This is a genomic window from uncultured Maribacter sp., from assembly GCF_947500985.1.
In the GTDB taxonomy this organism is placed as follows: Bacteria; Bacteroidota; Bacteroidia; order Flavobacteriales; family Flavobacteriaceae; genus Maribacter.
Genome location: NZ_CANMTX010000001.1, coordinates 104521 through 122273, shown reverse-complemented (window position 1 = coordinate 122273; position 17753 = coordinate 104521). Strand labels below are relative to the sequence as shown.

The window sequence follows — 17753 nt, the reverse complement described above, 5'->3', positions numbered from 1 at the left end:
ATTTAGTTTATACTACTTTATCTTTTATTAAATCAACCTCTACTTTAAGGTTTTCAATTATAAATTTTTGTCTATCTGGCGTATTTTTTCCCATGTAAAAACTCAACAGCTCTTCAATAGACATTGCCTTATCAAGCATAATTGGTTCTAGCCTAATATCTTCGCCAATAAAGTGCCTAAACTCATCTGGCGAAATCTCTCCTAAACCTTTAAATCGAGTTATTTCTGGTTTTCCAGTTAATTTATTCAGCGCATGTTGTCGCTCTTCATCACTATAACAGTAAATCGTTTCCTTTTTATTACGAACCCTAAACAAAGGAGTCTGTAGAATATAAAGGTGATTTTCTTTTATCAACTCAGGAAAGAATTGCAAGAAAAACGTAATTAACAATAATCGAATATGCATACCATCAACATCGGCATCAGTCGCTATTATTATGTTATTGTAGCGTAAATCTTCAATAGACTCCTCTATATTCAGTGCAGCTTGCAATAGGTTGAATTCCTCATTCTCATAAACAATCTTTTTAGACATACCATAAGAATTCAATGGCTTTCCTTTAAGACTGAAAACCGCCTGTGTGTTTACATCTCTTGATTTAGTAATAGAACCAGATGCCGAATCACCCTCGGTAATAAATAGCGAACTTTCTAATCTTCGATCATGCTTGATATCACCTAAGTGAACTCTACAATCTCTAAGTTTTTTATTATGAAGACTAGCCTTCTTTGCTCGATCGCGTGCCAACTTTCGAATACCCGAAAGCTCTTTACGCTCTTTCTCGGCCATCATAATTTTACGTTGAAGCTTATCTGCAGTATCGGTATTCTTATGAAGATAGTTATCTAAATATTTACCAATAAAATCATTAATATAGCTACGTACTGTTGGGAGAGTACCTCCCATTTCAGTAGAACCTAATTTCGTTTTTGTTTGACTTTCAAAAATCGGCTCCATTACTTTTATAGCAATTGCGGAAATAATAGATTTTCTAATATCAGAAGCGTCGTAGGTCTTGCCATAAAAGTCACGTATGGTTTTCACAATCGCTTCTCTAAATGCAGCTTGGTGCGTACCGCCATGTGTTGTATGCTGACCGTTTACAAAAGAATGATATTCTTCACTATATTGAGTTTTACTATGTGTAATTGCCACTTCAATATCTTCTCCTTTTAAATGTATAACAGGATAAAGCATATCATCCATATTATTATTATCCTCAAGCAAATCTTTTAATCCGTTTTCAGAGTAAAATTTCTCACCATTAAAAATTATGGTTAGACCTGGGTTTAGATACACATAGTTTTTAAGCATGCGTTCTACATACTCATTTCTATATTTATAATTTTTAAAAATTAATTCATCAGGTATAAAAGTAACCTTAGTACCTTTTCTTTTACCCGTTTCTTCAGGGCCAATTTCATTCTCTAAATTACCAGAACTAAATTGAGCCGTTTTTAATTGGTTGTCTCTAGAAGACTGCACTTCAAAAAAACTGGATAATGCATTTACAGCTTTAGTACCAACACCGTTCAATCCTACAGATTTCTTAAAAGCACGACTATCATACTTACCACCTGTATTCATTTTAGAAACCACATCGACTACTTTACCTAATGGAATACCACGACCGTAATCTCTAACCTTGACCACTTTATCTTTAATAGATATTTCAATGGTTTTACCGGCACCCATCACAAATTCATCTATACAGTTATCTATAACCTCTTTTAAGAGAATATAAATACCATCATCTGCAGACGAGCCATCTCCCAATTTACCGATATACATACCAGGTCGTAATCGGATGTGTTCTTTCCAATCGAGCGAGCGTATATTATCTTCAGTATATTGAGTAGTGTCTTGGGACATTTAAAAAAGTTTAAGAAAGTTGCGTTAAAGATAGCACCACTCAGTAAAAGATAAAACACCTATCTGTTAAAGTAATTAACAATAAATTAAGTCAGTTTGTTGATAGCCTTGAGCGTATTCATTAAATATAACCAAATTTAACTACCGACAAATAATAAAAAAACTCTTTAAATTATGACATGTATCATGATAACAATTTTATCCTTTTTATATCTTTATTTTAGATTTTGAACAGCTATGGATTTTATTGATTACTACAAAATTCTTGAAATTGACAAGAAAGCTTCACAAGCCGATATTAAAAAGGCATATCGAAAATTGGCGCGCAAACTTCATCCGGACCTAAATCCGAATGATAAAACCGCACAAGAAAAATTTCAACGTGTAAATGAGGCTAACGAAGTTTTAAGCGATTCTGAAAAAAGAAAGAAATATGACCAATACGGTAAAGATTGGCAACATGCCGATGCTTTTGAAGAAGCAAAAAGAAATCAACGTAGTTCGTCAGGCGGTAATAGAAGAAGTTATTCTAGTGCTGGCGGATCAAATAAAGATTTTTCAGACTTCTTTGAATCGATGTTTGGTGGAGCTGGCGGAGGTTTTAGTGGCGGAGGACGACAAAGGTCTACACAGTTTAAAGGTCAAGATTTAAATGCGACCCTTAAATTAAATATGCTTGATGTTCTTGAAGATCAAAAACAAACGCTTGACTTAGGTGCTAAGAAAATTAGAATAACTATACCTGCAGGAGTTGAAGATGGGCAAACCATAAAAATTTCTGGCTATGGCGGCGAAGGGGTAAATGGCGGACCAAAAGGAGACCTCTACTTAACATTTGAAATTAATAACAACACTAACTTTCAAAGGGTAAAGAACGATTTATATAAAAATGAATCTATCTCTTTATATGATGCTATTTTAGGTAGCTCAATAGAAGTAGAAACCTTAACAGGAAAAGTAAAGCTAAAGGTAAAACCAGAAACTCAAAACGACACCAAGGTGAAGTTAAAAGGAAAAGGTATGCCGGTTTATAAGAAAAAAGGTGCTCATGGCGATTTATACATCACTTATAAAGTAACCATGCCTACCAAGCTTTCAGAAAAAGAAAAAGAATTATTCAAACAACTTTCAGAATTACGATAATATGAATTCAGAAAATTACATTCAAATAGAGGTGTTTTGTGAACGTACACAAACTCCAATAGAATTTATAAATGATCTTTTAGAGTTCGAAATGATCGAGGTACAGCAAATTGAAAATAAAACATATGTTGAACCGCAATACCTTGTTGAGATAGAACGCGTATATAGGTTACGAGAAGACCTTGGTATAAATATGGAAGGTATAGACACCTTAAACCATATGATAAAAAAAGTCAACCGATTGGAGCAAGAATTAAAACTACTACGCGATCGGTTGACTATATATGAACATTAAACGTTAAAACGGAAATGCATTACATCACCATCTTTAACTATGTACTCTTTACCTTCTACCCTCATTTTACCGGCTTCTTTCACTTTTGATTCGCTACCAAAAGCCACGTAGTCATCATAAGCAATAACTTCTGCCCTAATGAAACCTTTTTCAAAATCTGTATGTATAACACCGGCAGCTTGTGGTGCAGTTGCGCCAACAGGAATTGTCCAAGCACGAACCTCTTTAACACCTGCAGTAAAGTAGGTCTCCAAATCTAATAATTTATAAGCTCCGCGAATAAGTTTAGCAGAACCAGGCTCTTCTAAGCCCAAATCTTCTAAAAACATTTGACGCTCCTCATAAGTCTCTAACTCCGTAATATCAGCTTCGGTACCTACCGCTAAAAAAATAACTTCTGCGTTTTCAGTAGCTACCATTTCTTTTACTTTATCAACATATGCATTACCAGACACGGCTGCATCCTCGTCAACGTTACAAACATACATTACCGGTTTATCTGTAATAAATTGAAGCGGTTTAACAAACTCAAGTCTAGATTCATCATCGATTTTAATTGCTCTAACAGAAGTACCTGATTCTAATCCGGTTTTTACAGCTAGTAAAACAGCTTCTTCTTTTTGTGCCTCTTTGTTACCAGTTCTAGCTGCTCTTTTTACTTTTTCTAATTTCTTATCTACAGTCTCCAAATCTTTTAATTGAAGCTCCATATCTATTGTTTCTTTATCTCTAATAGGATCTACGCTACCATCAACATGTACTATATTGTCATTATCAAAACAACGCAATACATGTAATATAGCATCAGTTTCACGAATATTACCCAAAAACTGATTCCCTAATCCTTCACCTTTACTAGCACCTTTTACCAAACCAGCAATATCAACGATTTCTACAGTGGCAGGCAATACCCTTTCTGGAACTACCAACTCTTCTAGTTTTTCTAATCGTGCATCTGGCACGTTTACAACACCTATATTAGGTTCAATTGTACAAAAAGGAAAATTTGCACTTTGCGCTTTAGCGTTAGACAAACAATTAAAAAGTGTTGATTTACCTACGTTTGGCAATCCTACGATACCTGCTTTCATAATTAAGAATATTTCAAGGGTGCAAATATAGTTTTTAGTTACAGATTTTTCATTCAATTTTTCATCAATAACTATAATGTAAAATTGATACAATAATTTTACATTAAAATCAAACTTTTTAGCTTGACGACAGTTTAATTGTTGTTTTTTAACATATTTTAAGAAATAATTCTTACTTTGGCAGAAGAACTTGTAAGAATTTATGGAACTTCATTCAGATGAAACTATATGGTATTTTTTTAAAAAGGGCGAATCCAACGGGTTTAGCTTGCTTTTTAAAAAGTATTATCCGCAATTACATGTCTATGGTTTAAAATTGAGTAATAATCAAGAACTTACAGAAGACTGTCTTCAAAATTTCTTTATACAGTTATTTGAAAGTAGAGAAAAATTAGGGCACATAAATAGTTTAAAAGCCTACTTATTTGTTTCCTTTAAAAGAAGACTAATAAAGAAGTTACAAAAGAATCAAAACAATATTCCTATTTCAGAGGCACAGCTATTTAAAACCAATTTTACTTTTTCGTCTGAAGAAATATCAATCAAACAAGAAATTCAATTTCTTTGCACCTCTACCCTAGCAAGCCTTATTAATCAACTTTCACCAAGACAAAAAGAGGTTATCTATTTAAAGTATTACAGCGGAATGAATAGTTCAGATATCGCCGAAGTAATGGATATGAATTACCAAAGCGTTTTAAATACACTACAAAAAGCCTTGACAAAACTTCGCATAGCATCTGAAAATCAAAAGATTAAATCTATTTTGAAAAAAAATTAAAAAAAGTAGGGTATATTTTTAAGAGTCAAGCCTCTTACTAATGGAACACCTTACTATATGAACAACAATAATAAATTCGACTTAGATTACTTCCTATCGGATGCATCATTTAAAAACTGGGCAAAAGGCTTAAATAAAAATGATATCGCTTATTGGAATAATTGGATTCAGAACAACCCTTCACATATAGAAACTGTAGAGAATGCGAAGTCTATTATTATAGGTATCAATTTTAATCAACAACTCCCTAGCAGTGAAAAAGTTAACGATGCCTTGGCTAATGTTTTATCAAAAATAAAGATAGAGCCTACTCCAAAAAAAATTCGTAAAAAAACACACACAGTAAACAGCTCGTTACTAACAGCTGCAGCTGCCGTGTTACTAGTTCTTATAAGCTGGACAACCTATACTTTATTAAATAATGAAACCACGACGATACACAAAACCAATTTTGGCGAAATAATCGACTTGAAATTACCAGATGGTACCTCTGTAGTTCTTAATGGAAATTCTGAAATATGGTATGAAAAAGACAATCCTCGTCTTATCAATTTAAAAGGAGAAGCATACTTTAAAGTTAAATCTATACCAAGTACCAATGCAAAGTTCTGGGTAATTACAGAAGACCTGAAAGTAGAAGTACTGGGTACACAGTTTCATGTAAATACTAGAAAACAAAAAACAAATGTGGTGCTTGACGAAGGTTCTATTCATTTAGAACTAAAAAATGGAGAAGTTACCAAAATGATACCGGGTGAAATAGTTTCATTTTCAAATGAAAGCAAAAAACTGATCCATAAAAAAGTTGATATTGAAACCCCATATGCACTATGGCGCGGCGGCACCTATGCTTTTAACGAAATCCCCCTAAAAGAAGTGATGTTCAATATAGAAACGACCTACGGTCTCAAAATTGAATATGAAAATGAAAAATTAAAGAATTTACCTCTTTCCGGTGGTATTCCAAATCAGAATTTACAAATATGTATAGCCGCAATAGAAAAAGCCACAGGTACAAGAATCATTAAAAAAGGAAAGATATTACGCGTGCAAGAAAACCCTATTTATTAACTAAACTATTTATTTATGAGAACGAACAAACTAATGAGATTACTGCTTGCAGTAATGCTTTTTTCAAGCATTACCAGTGCAACGGCAGCTAATGAACTAAAAGAAAACGTAACATTAAGCGAGTTTCTAAATGAGATCAGTGAAAAGCACGAAGTATTTTTCACGTACAACCCTACCCTGGTTTCAAGCACCAGTTTAAATCCTGAGGAATATAAATTCCCAGTATTAGACAAGATAATTAATAAATTGGAACGCAAAACAAGTTTTGATTTTGAATATCTTGGTAATAAATATTATGTGGTTTATCATAAGAAGCCAGAAAGGGCTAAAATTCTTAAGATAAATTCTTCAAATAATGGTATTACTGCTTTGACTTTGAATGAAAAGATTCAAAACACAATCACCGGAACAGTAACCGATGATTCTGGAATGCCGTTGGCAGGAGTTAATATTATCGAGAAAGGTACTACTAACGGTACTACTTCTGATTTTGATGGTAACTATTCAATTAACATTAATGATGATACTAAATTAGTATTTAGCTATATCGGTTTTGCCACGCAAGAAGTTTCAACACTTGGCAAGAATACAATTAACGTTCAGCTAACAGAAGGAATGCAACTAGATGAATTTATTGTTGTTGGTTCTCGTACAGCACCTAGAAGTAATGCTGACACGCCATTACCAGTAGATGTAATTGGAGCTAAAGATTTAAGTTCAACAGGTCAAGCTACTTTCGATAAAGCGTTACAGTATAAAATACCTTCTTTTAACACAGTACAAACGCCTGTAAACGATGCAACATCTTTATTGGATCCTTATGAAATTAGAAACATGGGACCATCTAGAACATTAATTTTGATTAATGGTAAGCGTAAGAACTTAAGTGCCTTGTTATATACACAAACATCTCCAGGTCGTGGTGAAACAGGAGCAGATATTTCAGCTATACCTACAGATGCGATTAAAAGAGTTGAAATCTTACGTGACGGTGCTTCTGCACAGTATGGTTCTGATGCAATTGCAGGTGTAATGAACATTATACTTAAAGATTCTCCGAATGAAGGATCAGCAACATTAAGAACCGGAATAACTTCTGAAGGTGATGGTGAAATGTTTGGTGTTTCTTTAAACAACGGTTCTGCTATTGGTGAGGACAAAGGCTTTGTAAATTATACAATAGACCTATCTAAAGTAAACCAAGCAAACAGACCAGGTACTGTTGATGCTGCTGGTGAAGCTGGTGATTTTGGCGCTGACATTGCAGATGTTCAAGAATTTCTTTCTAGAAGACCAGACGCAGGGAATATCAATGGATCCCCAGAAACTGCTGCTGCTAAATTCTCACTTAACTTAGGCTATGAATTAAGTGAAAACACCTCAATGTATGGTAATGCTGCATATGTTTATAAAGCTGTAAATAGTTTTGCAAATTACAGAACTCCTTATTGGAGAACTGTTGAAGATTTTCCATATTTAGCAGATTTTTTCCCTGGAGATAATCCAAACACTGCAGGTGGTTATGACGGTTATGTTCCAACATTTGAAGGTGAACTTAGCGATTATAATGCTACAATAGGTTTTAAATCAGTTATAAACGATTGGAATCTTGATGCAAGTTTTACAACTGGCGGAAATACTCAAACGTACAAAGTGAACAATACTCACAACAGAAATGTTGTTTATTCTCCATCAGTGTTTATAGATGCAAATGGAAATGGCTCTGTAGATGATGGTGAAATTACCGAAGGTTCTGAGCTGTATAGAGAAAATAGTCAGCAATCATTTGATCCAGGAGGAACTAGATTTTCTCATAACGTTGGTAACATTGATATTTCTAGATTATTATCTGACAAAGTGAGTATTGGTGTTGGTGCTGAGTTCAGAACAGAAACTTTTGAAATTATAGAAGGAGAATTAGCTTCTTATGACGGTGGTGGTGCAGATTCATTTGCAGGTGCCTCTCCTCAGAATTCTGGTAAATTTAACCGTTACAATATTGGTGGCTACTTAAGTTTAGATTATGATGTTACCGATGCTTTTTTATTAAGCGGTACCATTAGAACGGAGAACTATTCAGATTTCGGTAATACTTTCATATATAAGTTTAGTTCTCGTTATAAGTTTAGCGATGCATTTACATTAAGAGGTTCTTTATCTTCTGGATTTAGAGCTCCTACCCTACACCAAATCTATACTCAAAAAGCTCAGTATAGTTTTGTACCAGGGCAAGGTATACAAGTTGGTGGTTTGATCAACAATGTTTCTACACAAGCAAAATTATTGGGTATACCTCAATTAGATGCTGAAACATCTACAAACTACACTGTCGGTTTTGGTGGTAAAATAGATAAGTTCAGCTATACTTTCGACTACTATAATATCGCTGTAAAAGACAGAATTGTTCTTGGAAATGAAATCGGAGGTAGTGGTGACCCTACAAATCCATTAGATGTTCTTTTAGCTAGTAATAACTTAAGCGATGTTAGTTTCTTTTCTAATGCAATAGACACAAAAACATCTGGTATCGATGTTGTACTTGCTTATAAAGGAATCGAAATTGGTGAAGGAAGTTTAGATTTAAACTTATCTGGTAACTATACTATTCAGAATGAACTTGATGGTCCAGTAAAGGATATTGACTTAGTTGCCAATTCAGGACAATCTGTTGTAAATCAAACTCAAGAAGCTTTATTCTTTACTTCAAGACCTAAGACTAAATGGATTTTAGGAGCTAATTACGAAATAAATAAATTCGGTTTTTCTTTAAATAATACATTATTCGGAAAAACTAGCTTTTTTCAACAAGGTTTAAGTACTGATGCAAATGGTAATTTCAACCTAGGTACTGAATTTGACCCTAAAGTAGTAACTGATTTAGGAGTTAATTTTAGCGCTACAGATAAATTGACAATTGCCCTTAACATCAACAACTTGTTGAATGTATTACCTGAATGGAATTTTGTTTCTCAAAATGCTGCAGGTGATGCTATTTTGGCAGACCCAGCACAGACGCAGAACCAATCTAACTTGATTACTTTCAACCAACGTTATTCTCAAATGACGTATGATGGGTATCACTTTAGTCAATTAGGCACTATGTTCAACCTATCGTTGAATTATAAATTTTAGTTTGATTTAGTTTTAATAAAAAAGCTACCTATTAATTTAGGTAGCTTTTTTTATTTAATATTAAGTATGTTAAGTGATTATAATTTCTTCATAAAAAGGTAAACAATAAAGCAGTCTAAAGATTAACTATACTTATCAAAACCTTTAGAGAAAATATATCTAATTTACTCTGGGTGCATAAAACGTTGCTTCGCTAAAAGAACTTCTTCAGTTTCAACATGATCATCATCAGGAACACAACAATCTACCGGGCAAACAGCTGCACACTGCGGCTCTTCATGAAAGCCCATACATTCCGTACATTTATCAGGAGCTATGTAATAAACTTCATCACTAATAGGTTCTTGAACGTCATTTGCATCAACTTCCTTACCATCAGGCAAAACAACATTGCCATCTAAAGAAGTTCCATCGGCATATCTCCATTCATCTGCTCCTTCATATATTGCTGTATTAGGACATTCTGGTTCACAAGCCCCACAATTTATACATTCATCTGTTATTATAATTGCCATAATTTCTTCTTCATTAATATGCCCAAAAAAGAACGGGCATGCTTATTTTTGCACAAAGGTAATTCCTACTGAATTAGTATACAAATATAATGGCCCATAGCAACCTTAGTATAGAAGCTTTTGTTAAACTTGGAAATTTTCTAAGAACATTTTGTGATTTAGTCACAACAAATACAATTTCTGACCATTTAAATGACAAATGGATGGAACGGTTTAAAACCGAAGCGGAAAGAGCCCAGCATTATAATGGGTGGTTTTCGGAAGAAAACTGCATTCATGCTTTTCATGAATGGGGTAATGCACTTACCAAAGAAAATATAGAAAGCTGGCTTAAAAACTATAAGCTAGAGGCTAACCAAGAGAAAGTTGTAGCCCTAATTATGGCTGGCAATATCCCTTTAGTAGGGTTTCATGACCTTCTATGCGTATTAATTACAGGAAACAAAGCATTGGTAAAGCTATCGAGTAACGATCAAAAATTGATCCCTCTGCTTATTGATTACCTAATCGAAATCGAACCCTTTTTCAAAGACAGGGTGACGTTTACAAAAGAAAAGCTTGAAAACTATGATGCCGTAATCGCAACCGGCAGTAACAATACTGCAAGATATTTTGAATTTTATTTCGGTAAAAAACCGAATATTATTCGAAAGAACCGAAATTCTATTGCAGTACTTACAGGAAAAGAAACCGAAGAAGAACTGACCGCTCTCGGTGAAGATATTTTTAGATATTTTGGTTTGGGATGCAGAAGTGTCTCTAAAATCTATATTCCAAAAGATTACAACATTGATACATTTTTTAAAGCTATGTTTCCATATAGCGATATTATAAATCATAATAAATACGCTAACAATTATGATTATAACAAGGCTGTTTATTTAATGAGCGAATTCAAAATATTAGATAATGGTTTCTTGATCTTAAAAGAAGAAAAAAGCTTTGGATCCCCTATTGCGTCATTGTTTTATGAGCATTATGAAGATATCAGTACTTTAAAAAAATATCTAAATAACGAGGAAGATAAAATTCAATGTATAGTCTCATCAGGTGTCTTAGATGGTGAGATATCATTCGGACAAACACAAAAGCCTTCATTGAACGATTATGCAGATGGTATAGATACGGTTGATTTCTTGTTGAGAACATCCTAGAATTAAATGGTCATCCTAACTGTAAATTCTTAAAAAATCCTGACATTTGCATCCTTAAATTACAAACAAAATGAAAAAACATAATTTTAGCGCTGGTCCTTGTATATTACCAAAAGAAGTATTGTTAAAAGCTTCTGAAGCGGTTATGGACTTCAACGGTTCTGGCCTTTCTCTTATTGAGATTTCGCACAGAAGTAAAGATTTTGTTGCCGTAATGGAAAACGCAAGATCATTGGCATTAGAACTACTTGACTTAAAAGATAAAGGCTATACTGCCCTTTTTCTTCAAGGTGGCGCAAGCTTAGAGTTTTTAATGGTTGCATATAATTTGTTGGAAAAAAAAGCTGGTTATTTAAATACCGGTACTTGGAGTGACAAAGCAATTAAAGAAGCTAAATTATTCGGAGAAATTATTGAAGTTGGATCATCTAAAGATGAAAACTTTAAATACATTCCAAAAGGTTATACAGTACCATCAGGTTTAGACTACCTGCATATTACCTCAAACAATACAATATTCGGAACTCAATTCAAGAAGTTTCCAAAAACCGATTGTCCTTTAATTTGCGACATGAGTTCAGATATTTTTTCTAGAACTATGGACTTTTCTCAGTTCGATTTGATTTATGCTGGAGCACAGAAAAACATGGGACCCGCAGGTACCACTTTGGTAATTGTTAAAGATGATATTTTAGGAAAAGTTTCTAGAGAGGTTCCTTCTATGCTTAATTATCAAACGCATATTGCAAAAGATAGTATGTTCAATACTCCACCAGTATTTGCGGTTTATACTTCTATGCTAACTTTAGAATGGCTAAAAAATCTTGGAGGTATAGCTGCCATTGAAGAAACAAATGAGAAAAAAGCCAGATTATTATATTCTGAAATAGATTTGAACCCAGTTTTTGAAGGTTATGCAAATATTGAAGATAGATCGTTAATGAATGCAACCTTTAATATTACAGATGAAGTTTTAAAAACAACATTTGATAACATGCTAAAAGAAGCTGGTATTAATGGTTTAAACGGTCACCGTTCTGTTGGTGGCTACAGAGCTAGCATGTACAACGCACTTTCTCTAGATAGTGTTGGTGTATTGGTAGATGTAATGAGCGAAATGGAGCGTAAAGGATAAGCAATTCAAACGATTTACTGTATTAGTTTACATTTCATTCAGTATTTAATATTCAATAAAATAATTCGAGATAAACTCACGAAACATTTCTAAGTGAGCCTACGTAAATTTTTGAGGTCTACCTGAACGGAATGGACAAGAAAACCTCGGAGAATTAAAATCTCGATAATCGAGTAAAACATATGAAGATATTAGCAAATGATGGTATTTCTCAAAACGGCATTGACGCTTTAGAGAAATCAGGATTTGAAGTTTTAACGACAACTGTTGCACAAGAACAGTTAGCGAATTATATAAACGAACACAAAATTGACGCCTTATTAGTGCGCAGTGCCACCAAGGTTAGAAAAGATTTAATAGATACCTGCCCTACCCTAAAATTAATAGGAAGAGGTGGTGTTGGTATGGATAATATTGATGTTGATTACGCTAAATCTAAAGACATTCATATTATAAATACACCTGCGGCATCATCAGAATCTGTGGCAGAATTAGTATTTGCCCATCTTTTTGGTGGAGCACGTTTTTTATATGATGCTAACAGAAACATGCCTTTAGAGGGTGACAGCAACTTTAAAGGTCTTAAAAAATCATATTCAAAAGGTACAGAACTTAGAGGGAAGACTTTAGGTCTATTCGGCTTCGGTAATATTGGTCAAGCAACAGCTAAACTTGCGATTGGAGCAGGAATGAACGTTGTGTATTGCGACCCAGAAGTAGAACAAACCGATATTGAACTTTCTTTTTTCGATGGTCAGAAAGTGACATTCAATTTAAAGAATACATCGAAAGAAGACTTACTAAAACAGGCAGATTATATTTCTTTACATATACCAGGGCAGAATAACTATGTTTTGGGAGAGGCAGAATTTGCACAAATGAAAAAAGGTGTAGGTATCGTCAATGCTGCAAGAGGTGGTGTTTTAGATGAAGTTGCTTTAATAAACGCATTAGAGAACGGATCTGTTGCCTTTGCTGGTTTGGATGTTTATGAATCTGAACCAAAGCCTGAAATCAAAATTCTTATGCATTCTAGTATATCGCTAACTCCTCATATTGGTGCAGCTACACTTGAAGCTCAAGAAAGAATTGGACTAGAATTGGCCGACCAAATCATTTCCCTATTAAAATAGGTGCTTAAAAGGCAATATTCTGGCCTCTTTTTCGTACTTTACAATGTAAACATTAAATTAACTATTACAATGGCAGGATTATTAGATTTATTAAATAGCCCAATGGGGCAACAATTAATTAGCGGAGTTGCAGGTCAAACCAACCAACCAGCAGATAAAACCGCAAGTGTACTAAGTATGGCTATGCCACTTATTCTTGGTGCAATGAAAAAAAATGTATCTACTCCAGAAGGTGCTCAAGGTTTAATGAGTGCATTATCTAGTAATCATAGTGGTGGTATTTTGGATAACTTAGGCGGTCTTTTTGGCGGCGGTGTTGACGATAGTGTAATGGCAGATGGTGCCGGTATTTTGGGTCATGTTTTTGGCGATAAGCAACCTCAAGTAGAAAGTGCTTTAAGTCAAAAATCTGGTATCGACGCAGGTTCTGTAGCTTCTATTTTAAAAATAGCTGCTCCTATAGTCATGGGAATGATTGGAAAGCAAACTGCACAAAGTAACGTAAGTGATGGTACTGGTATGAATGCTCTTTTAGGTAGCATGCTAGGTGGACAGCCACAAGAAAATCAAAGCTTAATTACTTCTTTGTTAGATGCAGATGGTGATGGTAGCATACTAGATGACGTTGCCGGTATGGTAATGGGAGGCAGTAAAAGTAGTGGTGGAATCGGAGGTCTTTTAGGAGGTCTTTTCGGCAAATAAAATTTAAAGACTCTATTTATATAACCCGCTTACAACTGCAAGCGGGTTTTTTTGTATCTTAAAATTCATGAAAACGAAATACACCTCTTTTTTTGTAATGCTGATTGTTAGCACCATTTCTGTACTTCTATTAAATTGCGGAGCATCAAAAGAATCATTAGCTATTTCTAATAATGAAGAACAGGCTTTTAAACAAGTGCGAGGCGATACCATTACTATTTCTAGTGACAAGACAGAATATGAAATAATAATTATTGAGCCTGGTTTTAATACATGGCTAAGTTCAATTGCCAAACCAGAGGGTTATTATTCTCGAAATTTCCTTGAAAATAGAAATTACATCATGGTTGTAGAATGGAATAACAGAGTTATGCAGCCATCTAGATTTGACCCGAATTTATATGAATTGCGCATAGATTACTCAAATCAAATAGATTATGGGTATGAGGTTAATTACAAACTTTATAATTACTTCATCTATTTTCAAAGAAAATATAATCAACGTTTAGGTTCTTTTGTACCCCGTATTTAAAAAGTATATTTGCGGCATTCAACACATGTCATGCAAAAATTAAAAGAGCGTTGGGGCGTTACCAGCAATTTTCAATTAACAATTATTTTTATTGTTTTTTCCATTACCGGGTCATCTTCTGTCTTTGTGGCAAAACCTTTTTTAAATTTAATTGGCTTACAACAAGCTAATTTTCCAGATGCGTGGTGGGGAACAACAATGTATTGGATTTTACGAATTCTATTAATTTTTCCCTTTTATCAAATACTATTAGTAATATATGGCTGGTTATTTGGACAATTCAAATTCTTTTGGGCTTTTGAGAAAAAGATGCTTAAAAGATTAGGACTCGGATTCTTATTCTAAAATTTTTTGTTAGGTTTTCTTTAACATTCAATTCTACTTCTTTTAGTACTTTAGCGGTGTGAAAAACTCAATATTTACATATTTATCTGTATTAATATTGTTTTGCCTTATGTTAATTAAGGTGACTTCTTTTCACGTGTATTCTCATGATGACAATTCTGTTGATACGATAGAGAATTGTAGTATTTGCGATATGGCTATTCAGGATCAAAATTCTGAATTTACTTTTGTTGCCATTTTATTATTAATTCTTTTACCATTTATCTTTTTTACTGATAAAAAAATTAGGCCTTTAGTATTAGAGGCGCCTTCATTTTATTTTAGGTATGCAACTTTTGGCAGACCTCCCCCTTCCTTTCGTAGCTAGTCTACACTCCATTAAATAAATCGGTTTTAATATTTAAACCGATATATACTCGCGCAAAACTTATATAATGAAAAATTATTTATATGTTTTCGTAATCTTTTGCAGTTCATTTATTTATGCACAAGATTGCAATTCAATATTACTAGGAGAAATAGTTGATTTCCATGACAACAGTACGTTGAGTGGCGCAACTATTAATATCACTGGTAAAAACCTTTCAACAGTTTCTAAAGAAAATGGGAAATTTACTTTTAAAAATTTGTGTGATGGAGTTTTAGAATTAGAAATATCACACCCAGAGTGTACTACCAAATTTGTTACTTTAACAATCAATGGCGATACTTTTTATGAGATTAGGCTAGAACACCATTTAGAAGAACTAAATGAGGTAAAAGTAATCGGTGATGTCCCCAAAAGCACCAATTCTGCACAAGAGAATATTTTATCGGTAAAAGATATAGAGCGAAATAGTGGTAATAGTCTAGGCGATGCTCTAAAGAAAATTGCAGGTATATCAACATTAAATACTGGTGGTAACATTGTTAAACCAGTAATACAAGGTTTAAACGGTAGTAGAATCTTAATTCTAAACAATAACGTTCGCATGCAAGACATGGAATGGGGAGAAGAACATGCCCCAAATGTCGATGTCAACGCTAACCAGAACATAAGTGTCATTAAAGGCGCAGCAGCAATTGAATACGGTGGCGATGCCATAGGCGGAGTAATTGTATTAGAGCCGTTACCTATTGTTAGAACAGATTCCTTGTTTGGTAAAACACAATTGAACTTATCGTCTAATGGTCGTGGCGGTAACATTACTTCTTCGTTGACCAAATCTTACAAGTCTGGTCTATATATTAAAGCCCAAGGGTCTTATAAGAAATTAGGAGATTTAGAAGCTCCAGATTACATACTTTCAAACACCGGAATCAACGAAAGTGGTTTATCTCTAAATATTGGAAAACGCGATTTTGAACAAGGCTGGGAAGGCTATTATTCCTATTTTAATTCTGAGATTGGCATATTAAGAGCCTCGCATATCGGTAACGTAGATGATTTAATAAACGCTATTAATAGTGATGTACCAAGTGTAATAAATGATTTTACTTATGATATTACCCAACCCAACCAAGAGGTAACCCATCATTTAGGAAAACTAAGTTATTACCGAAGATTTGAAGGTTTTGGAAAATGGACCACACAATATGATTTTCAACAAAATAGAAGATTTGAATATGATATTCGTGTAGGGGATGATGCAGATAAAGCATCGTTAGACTTGAAACTGACAACACATTCTGTTTTAACCAATATTAAATTTGATGCTAAAGAAGGTTTTGACCTCAAAGTAGGCGCATTAGGTAGATATCAAACCAACTTTGCAAATCCTGATACAGGTGTAAGAAGACTAATCCCTGATTACGATAAATACGATTTAGGACTATTTGCGGTTGGCAGCTATGAACTAAACAAAGATTGGACGTTAGATGCAGGTGCTCGTTATGACTTTAGCAGAATAGACTCAAAAAAATTCTATAGAGTTTCACGATGGGAAGAACGTGGATATGATGTAGATTTTGCAGATATAATTATTGAAGACTTAGGCACACAATTACTTGTTAATCCTGTTTTTGACTACCATAATTTCTCTGGTACTGCTGGGTTTCATTACGAATTAAACGACAAAAATCATTTACGTTTTAATTATGCGTACTCGCAGAGGGCACCCAATGCTTCAGAATTATTTAGTGACGGGCTACACCACTCTGCAGCACGTATAGAATTGGGCGATTTAAGAATTAAGAGTGAAACGTCATCTAAACTCTCCGTGTCCTTAGAAAGAAATACCAGTAAATGGGGCTATACCTTCGCTCCTTTTCTGAATAGTATCAAAGACTTTATACTTGTTGAGCCAACAGGTGTAGAATTCACCATAAGAGGTGCTTTCCCCGTATGGTCTTATCGCCAGACTGATGCAGTTCTATTGGGTCTTGATGCATCCTTATACAACAATTGGTCTTCTAAAATTAGAACAGATCACAAGTTTGCATGGGTAAGAGGTACTGATACAGAAACAGACACACCGCTGATAAACATACCTGCTGCCAATTTCACTAATAGTATTACATATACAAATCCTAAATGGAATAATTTTCTTGTAAGTCTAGAAAGTCAGTATGTGTTCGAACAAACGAGATTTCCAGATAATATTGAGGTCTTTTCACCCGAACAACAAGAAAATGTGATTTTGGATATTAATACACCACCAGATGCTTATCAACTTTTATCCCTAAATACCGAAGCATCATTTACCCTTAAAAACAAAAACGATTTAACTGTAGGTCTTAGTGCAAGCAACCTATTAAATACAAATTATCGTGATTATTTAAATCGCCAACGATATTTTGTAGATGACATGGGCAGAAATATAAGTCTGCGCCTAATTTTTAACTATTAATATTAATTACTAACAAATGAAAA

The 17753-nt window shown here is 34.0% G+C and carries 16 protein-coding genes; 13 read left to right on the top strand and 3 right to left on the bottom strand.

Annotated elements, in window-relative coordinates; genetic code table 11:
* Positions 1-7 precede the first annotated feature (7 nt).
* Positions 8-1873, bottom strand: a complete 1866-nt coding sequence (locus Q0871_RS00490) for a DNA topoisomerase IV subunit B (RefSeq protein WP_299316963.1) — start codon at positions 1871-1873, stop codon at positions 8-10.
* 237 nt (positions 1874-2110) lie between these two features.
* Between Q0871_RS00490 and Q0871_RS00485 the strand changes: the two genes are divergently transcribed.
* Complete coding sequence (locus Q0871_RS00485; RefSeq protein ID WP_299316960.1) at positions 2111-3016, top strand: DnaJ C-terminal domain-containing protein; 906 nt, start codon at positions 2111-2113, stop codon at positions 3014-3016.
* Between the two features lies 1 nt (position 3017).
* A complete protein-coding gene (locus Q0871_RS00480; RefSeq protein ID WP_299316958.1) occupies positions 3018-3311 on the top strand; it encodes a chaperone modulator CbpM in 294 nt (97 codons plus the stop codon).
* Here the strand turns inward: Q0871_RS00480 and ychF are convergent.
* Positions 3308-4402, bottom strand: coding sequence for a redox-regulated ATPase YchF (gene ychF / locus Q0871_RS00475; protein WP_299316956.1), 1095 nt, complete (start codon positions 4400-4402; stop codon positions 3308-3310). The genes Q0871_RS00480 and ychF overlap by 4 nt on opposite strands.
* Positions 4403-4604: 202 nt before the next feature.
* Between ychF and Q0871_RS00470 the strand changes: the two genes are divergently transcribed.
* From Q0871_RS00470 to Q0871_RS00460, 3 genes are read left to right on the top strand one after another with little or no spacing between them, the layout of a single operon-like run.
* A complete protein-coding gene (locus Q0871_RS00470; RefSeq protein ID WP_299316954.1) occupies positions 4605-5183 on the top strand; it encodes a sigma-70 family RNA polymerase sigma factor in 579 nt (192 codons plus the stop codon).
* Between the two features lie 57 nt (positions 5184-5240).
* Positions 5241-6254, top strand: a complete 1014-nt coding sequence (locus Q0871_RS00465) for a FecR family protein (RefSeq protein ID WP_299316952.1) — start codon at positions 5241-5243, stop codon at positions 6252-6254.
* A gap of 15 nt (positions 6255-6269) precedes the next feature.
* Positions 6270-9386: a TonB-dependent receptor gene (locus tag Q0871_RS00460; RefSeq protein WP_299316950.1), complete on the top strand. Its 3117-nt coding sequence runs from the start codon at positions 6270-6272 to the stop codon at positions 9384-9386.
* A gap of 164 nt (positions 9387-9550) precedes the next feature.
* Here the strand turns inward: Q0871_RS00460 and Q0871_RS00455 are convergent, their stop codons facing one another.
* Complete coding sequence (locus Q0871_RS00455; protein WP_076549924.1) at positions 9551-9901, bottom strand: 4Fe-4S dicluster domain-containing protein; 351 nt, start codon at positions 9899-9901, stop codon at positions 9551-9553.
* An 89-nt stretch (positions 9902-9990) separates the two neighbouring features.
* On the opposite strand from Q0871_RS00455, the gene Q0871_RS00450 reads away from it, so the two are divergent.
* From Q0871_RS00450 to Q0871_RS00420, 8 genes are all read left to right on the top strand, one after another.
* On the top strand, positions 9991-11055 hold the full coding sequence (locus Q0871_RS00450) for an acyl-CoA reductase (protein WP_299316946.1): 1065 nt from the start codon (positions 9991-9993) through the stop codon (positions 11053-11055).
* A gap of 70 nt (positions 11056-11125) precedes the next feature.
* Entirely contained in the window at positions 11126-12190 is a 1065-nt protein-coding gene (gene serC / locus Q0871_RS00445) for a 3-phosphoserine/phosphohydroxythreonine transaminase (RefSeq protein WP_299316943.1), read from the top strand.
* A gap of 182 nt (positions 12191-12372) precedes the next feature.
* The gene (locus tag Q0871_RS00440; protein ID WP_299316941.1) at positions 12373-13323 is read left to right on the top strand and encodes a D-2-hydroxyacid dehydrogenase; all 951 of its coding nucleotides are present in this window, start codon (positions 12373-12375) and stop codon (positions 13321-13323) included.
* A 69-nt stretch (positions 13324-13392) separates the two neighbouring features.
* Entirely contained in the window at positions 13393-14025 is a 633-nt protein-coding gene (locus tag Q0871_RS00435) for a DUF937 domain-containing protein (RefSeq protein WP_299316938.1), read from the top strand.
* A 67-nt stretch (positions 14026-14092) separates the two neighbouring features.
* The gene (locus tag Q0871_RS00430; protein ID WP_299316936.1) at positions 14093-14557 is read left to right on the top strand and encodes a DUF6146 family protein; all 465 of its coding nucleotides are present in this window, start codon (positions 14093-14095) and stop codon (positions 14555-14557) included.
* Between the two features lie 30 nt (positions 14558-14587).
* Positions 14588-14902 carry a DUF6787 family protein gene (locus Q0871_RS00425; RefSeq protein ID WP_073243999.1) on the top strand — a complete coding sequence of 105 codons (315 nt, stop codon included), beginning with the start codon at positions 14588-14590 and terminating at the stop codon, positions 14900-14902.
* A gap of 58 nt (positions 14903-14960) precedes the next feature.
* A complete protein-coding gene (locus Q0871_RS18695; RefSeq protein ID WP_367275105.1) occupies positions 14961-15269 on the top strand; it encodes a DUF2645 family protein in 309 nt (102 codons plus the stop codon).
* Positions 15270-15336: 67 nt separating this feature from the next.
* The gene (locus Q0871_RS00420; RefSeq protein ID WP_299316928.1) at positions 15337-17730 is read left to right on the top strand and encodes a TonB-dependent receptor; all 2394 of its coding nucleotides are present in this window, start codon (positions 15337-15339) and stop codon (positions 17728-17730) included.
* Positions 17731-17753: the final 23 nt, after the last annotated feature.

What these genes read in the sequence shown, in the direction of transcription:
- Q0871_RS00485 (WP_299316960.1), top strand. Translation starts at nt 2,111, where the DNA reads ATGGATTTTATTGATTACTACAAAATTCTTGAAATTGACAAGAAAGCT.
- Q0871_RS00460 (WP_299316950.1), top strand. Translation starts at nt 6,270, where the DNA reads ATGAGAACGAACAAACTAATGAGATTACTGCTTGCAGTAATGCTTTTT.
- serC (WP_299316943.1), top strand. Translation starts at nt 11,126, where the DNA reads ATGAAAAAACATAATTTTAGCGCTGGTCCTTGTATATTACCAAAAGAA.
- Q0871_RS00480 (WP_299316958.1), top strand. Translation starts at nt 3,018, where the DNA reads ATGAATTCAGAAAATTACATTCAAATAGAGGTGTTTTGTGAACGTACA.
- Q0871_RS00450 (WP_299316946.1), top strand. Translation starts at nt 9,991, where the DNA reads ATGGCCCATAGCAACCTTAGTATAGAAGCTTTTGTTAAACTTGGAAAT.
- Q0871_RS00440 (WP_299316941.1), top strand. Translation starts at nt 12,373, where the DNA reads ATGAAGATATTAGCAAATGATGGTATTTCTCAAAACGGCATTGACGCT.
- Q0871_RS00470 (WP_299316954.1), top strand. Translation starts at nt 4,605, where the DNA reads ATGGAACTTCATTCAGATGAAACTATATGGTATTTTTTTAAAAAGGGC.
- Q0871_RS00425 (WP_073243999.1), top strand. Translation starts at nt 14,588, where the DNA reads ATGCAAAAATTAAAAGAGCGTTGGGGCGTTACCAGCAATTTTCAATTA.
- Q0871_RS00420 (WP_299316928.1), top strand. Translation starts at nt 15,337, where the DNA reads ATGAAAAATTATTTATATGTTTTCGTAATCTTTTGCAGTTCATTTATT.
- Q0871_RS00490 (WP_299316963.1), bottom strand. Translation starts at nt 1,873, where the DNA reads ATGTCCCAAGACACTACTCAATATACTGAAGATAATATACGCTCGCTC.
- Q0871_RS00430 (WP_299316936.1), top strand. Translation starts at nt 14,093, where the DNA reads ATGAAAACGAAATACACCTCTTTTTTTGTAATGCTGATTGTTAGCACC.
- Q0871_RS00435 (WP_299316938.1), top strand. Translation starts at nt 13,393, where the DNA reads ATGGCAGGATTATTAGATTTATTAAATAGCCCAATGGGGCAACAATTA.
- ychF (WP_299316956.1), bottom strand. Translation starts at nt 4,402, where the DNA reads ATGAAAGCAGGTATCGTAGGATTGCCAAACGTAGGTAAATCAACACTT.
- Q0871_RS00455 (WP_076549924.1), bottom strand. Translation starts at nt 9,901, where the DNA reads ATGGCAATTATAATAACAGATGAATGTATAAATTGTGGGGCTTGTGAA.
- Q0871_RS00465 (WP_299316952.1), top strand. Translation starts at nt 5,241, where the DNA reads ATGAACAACAATAATAAATTCGACTTAGATTACTTCCTATCGGATGCA.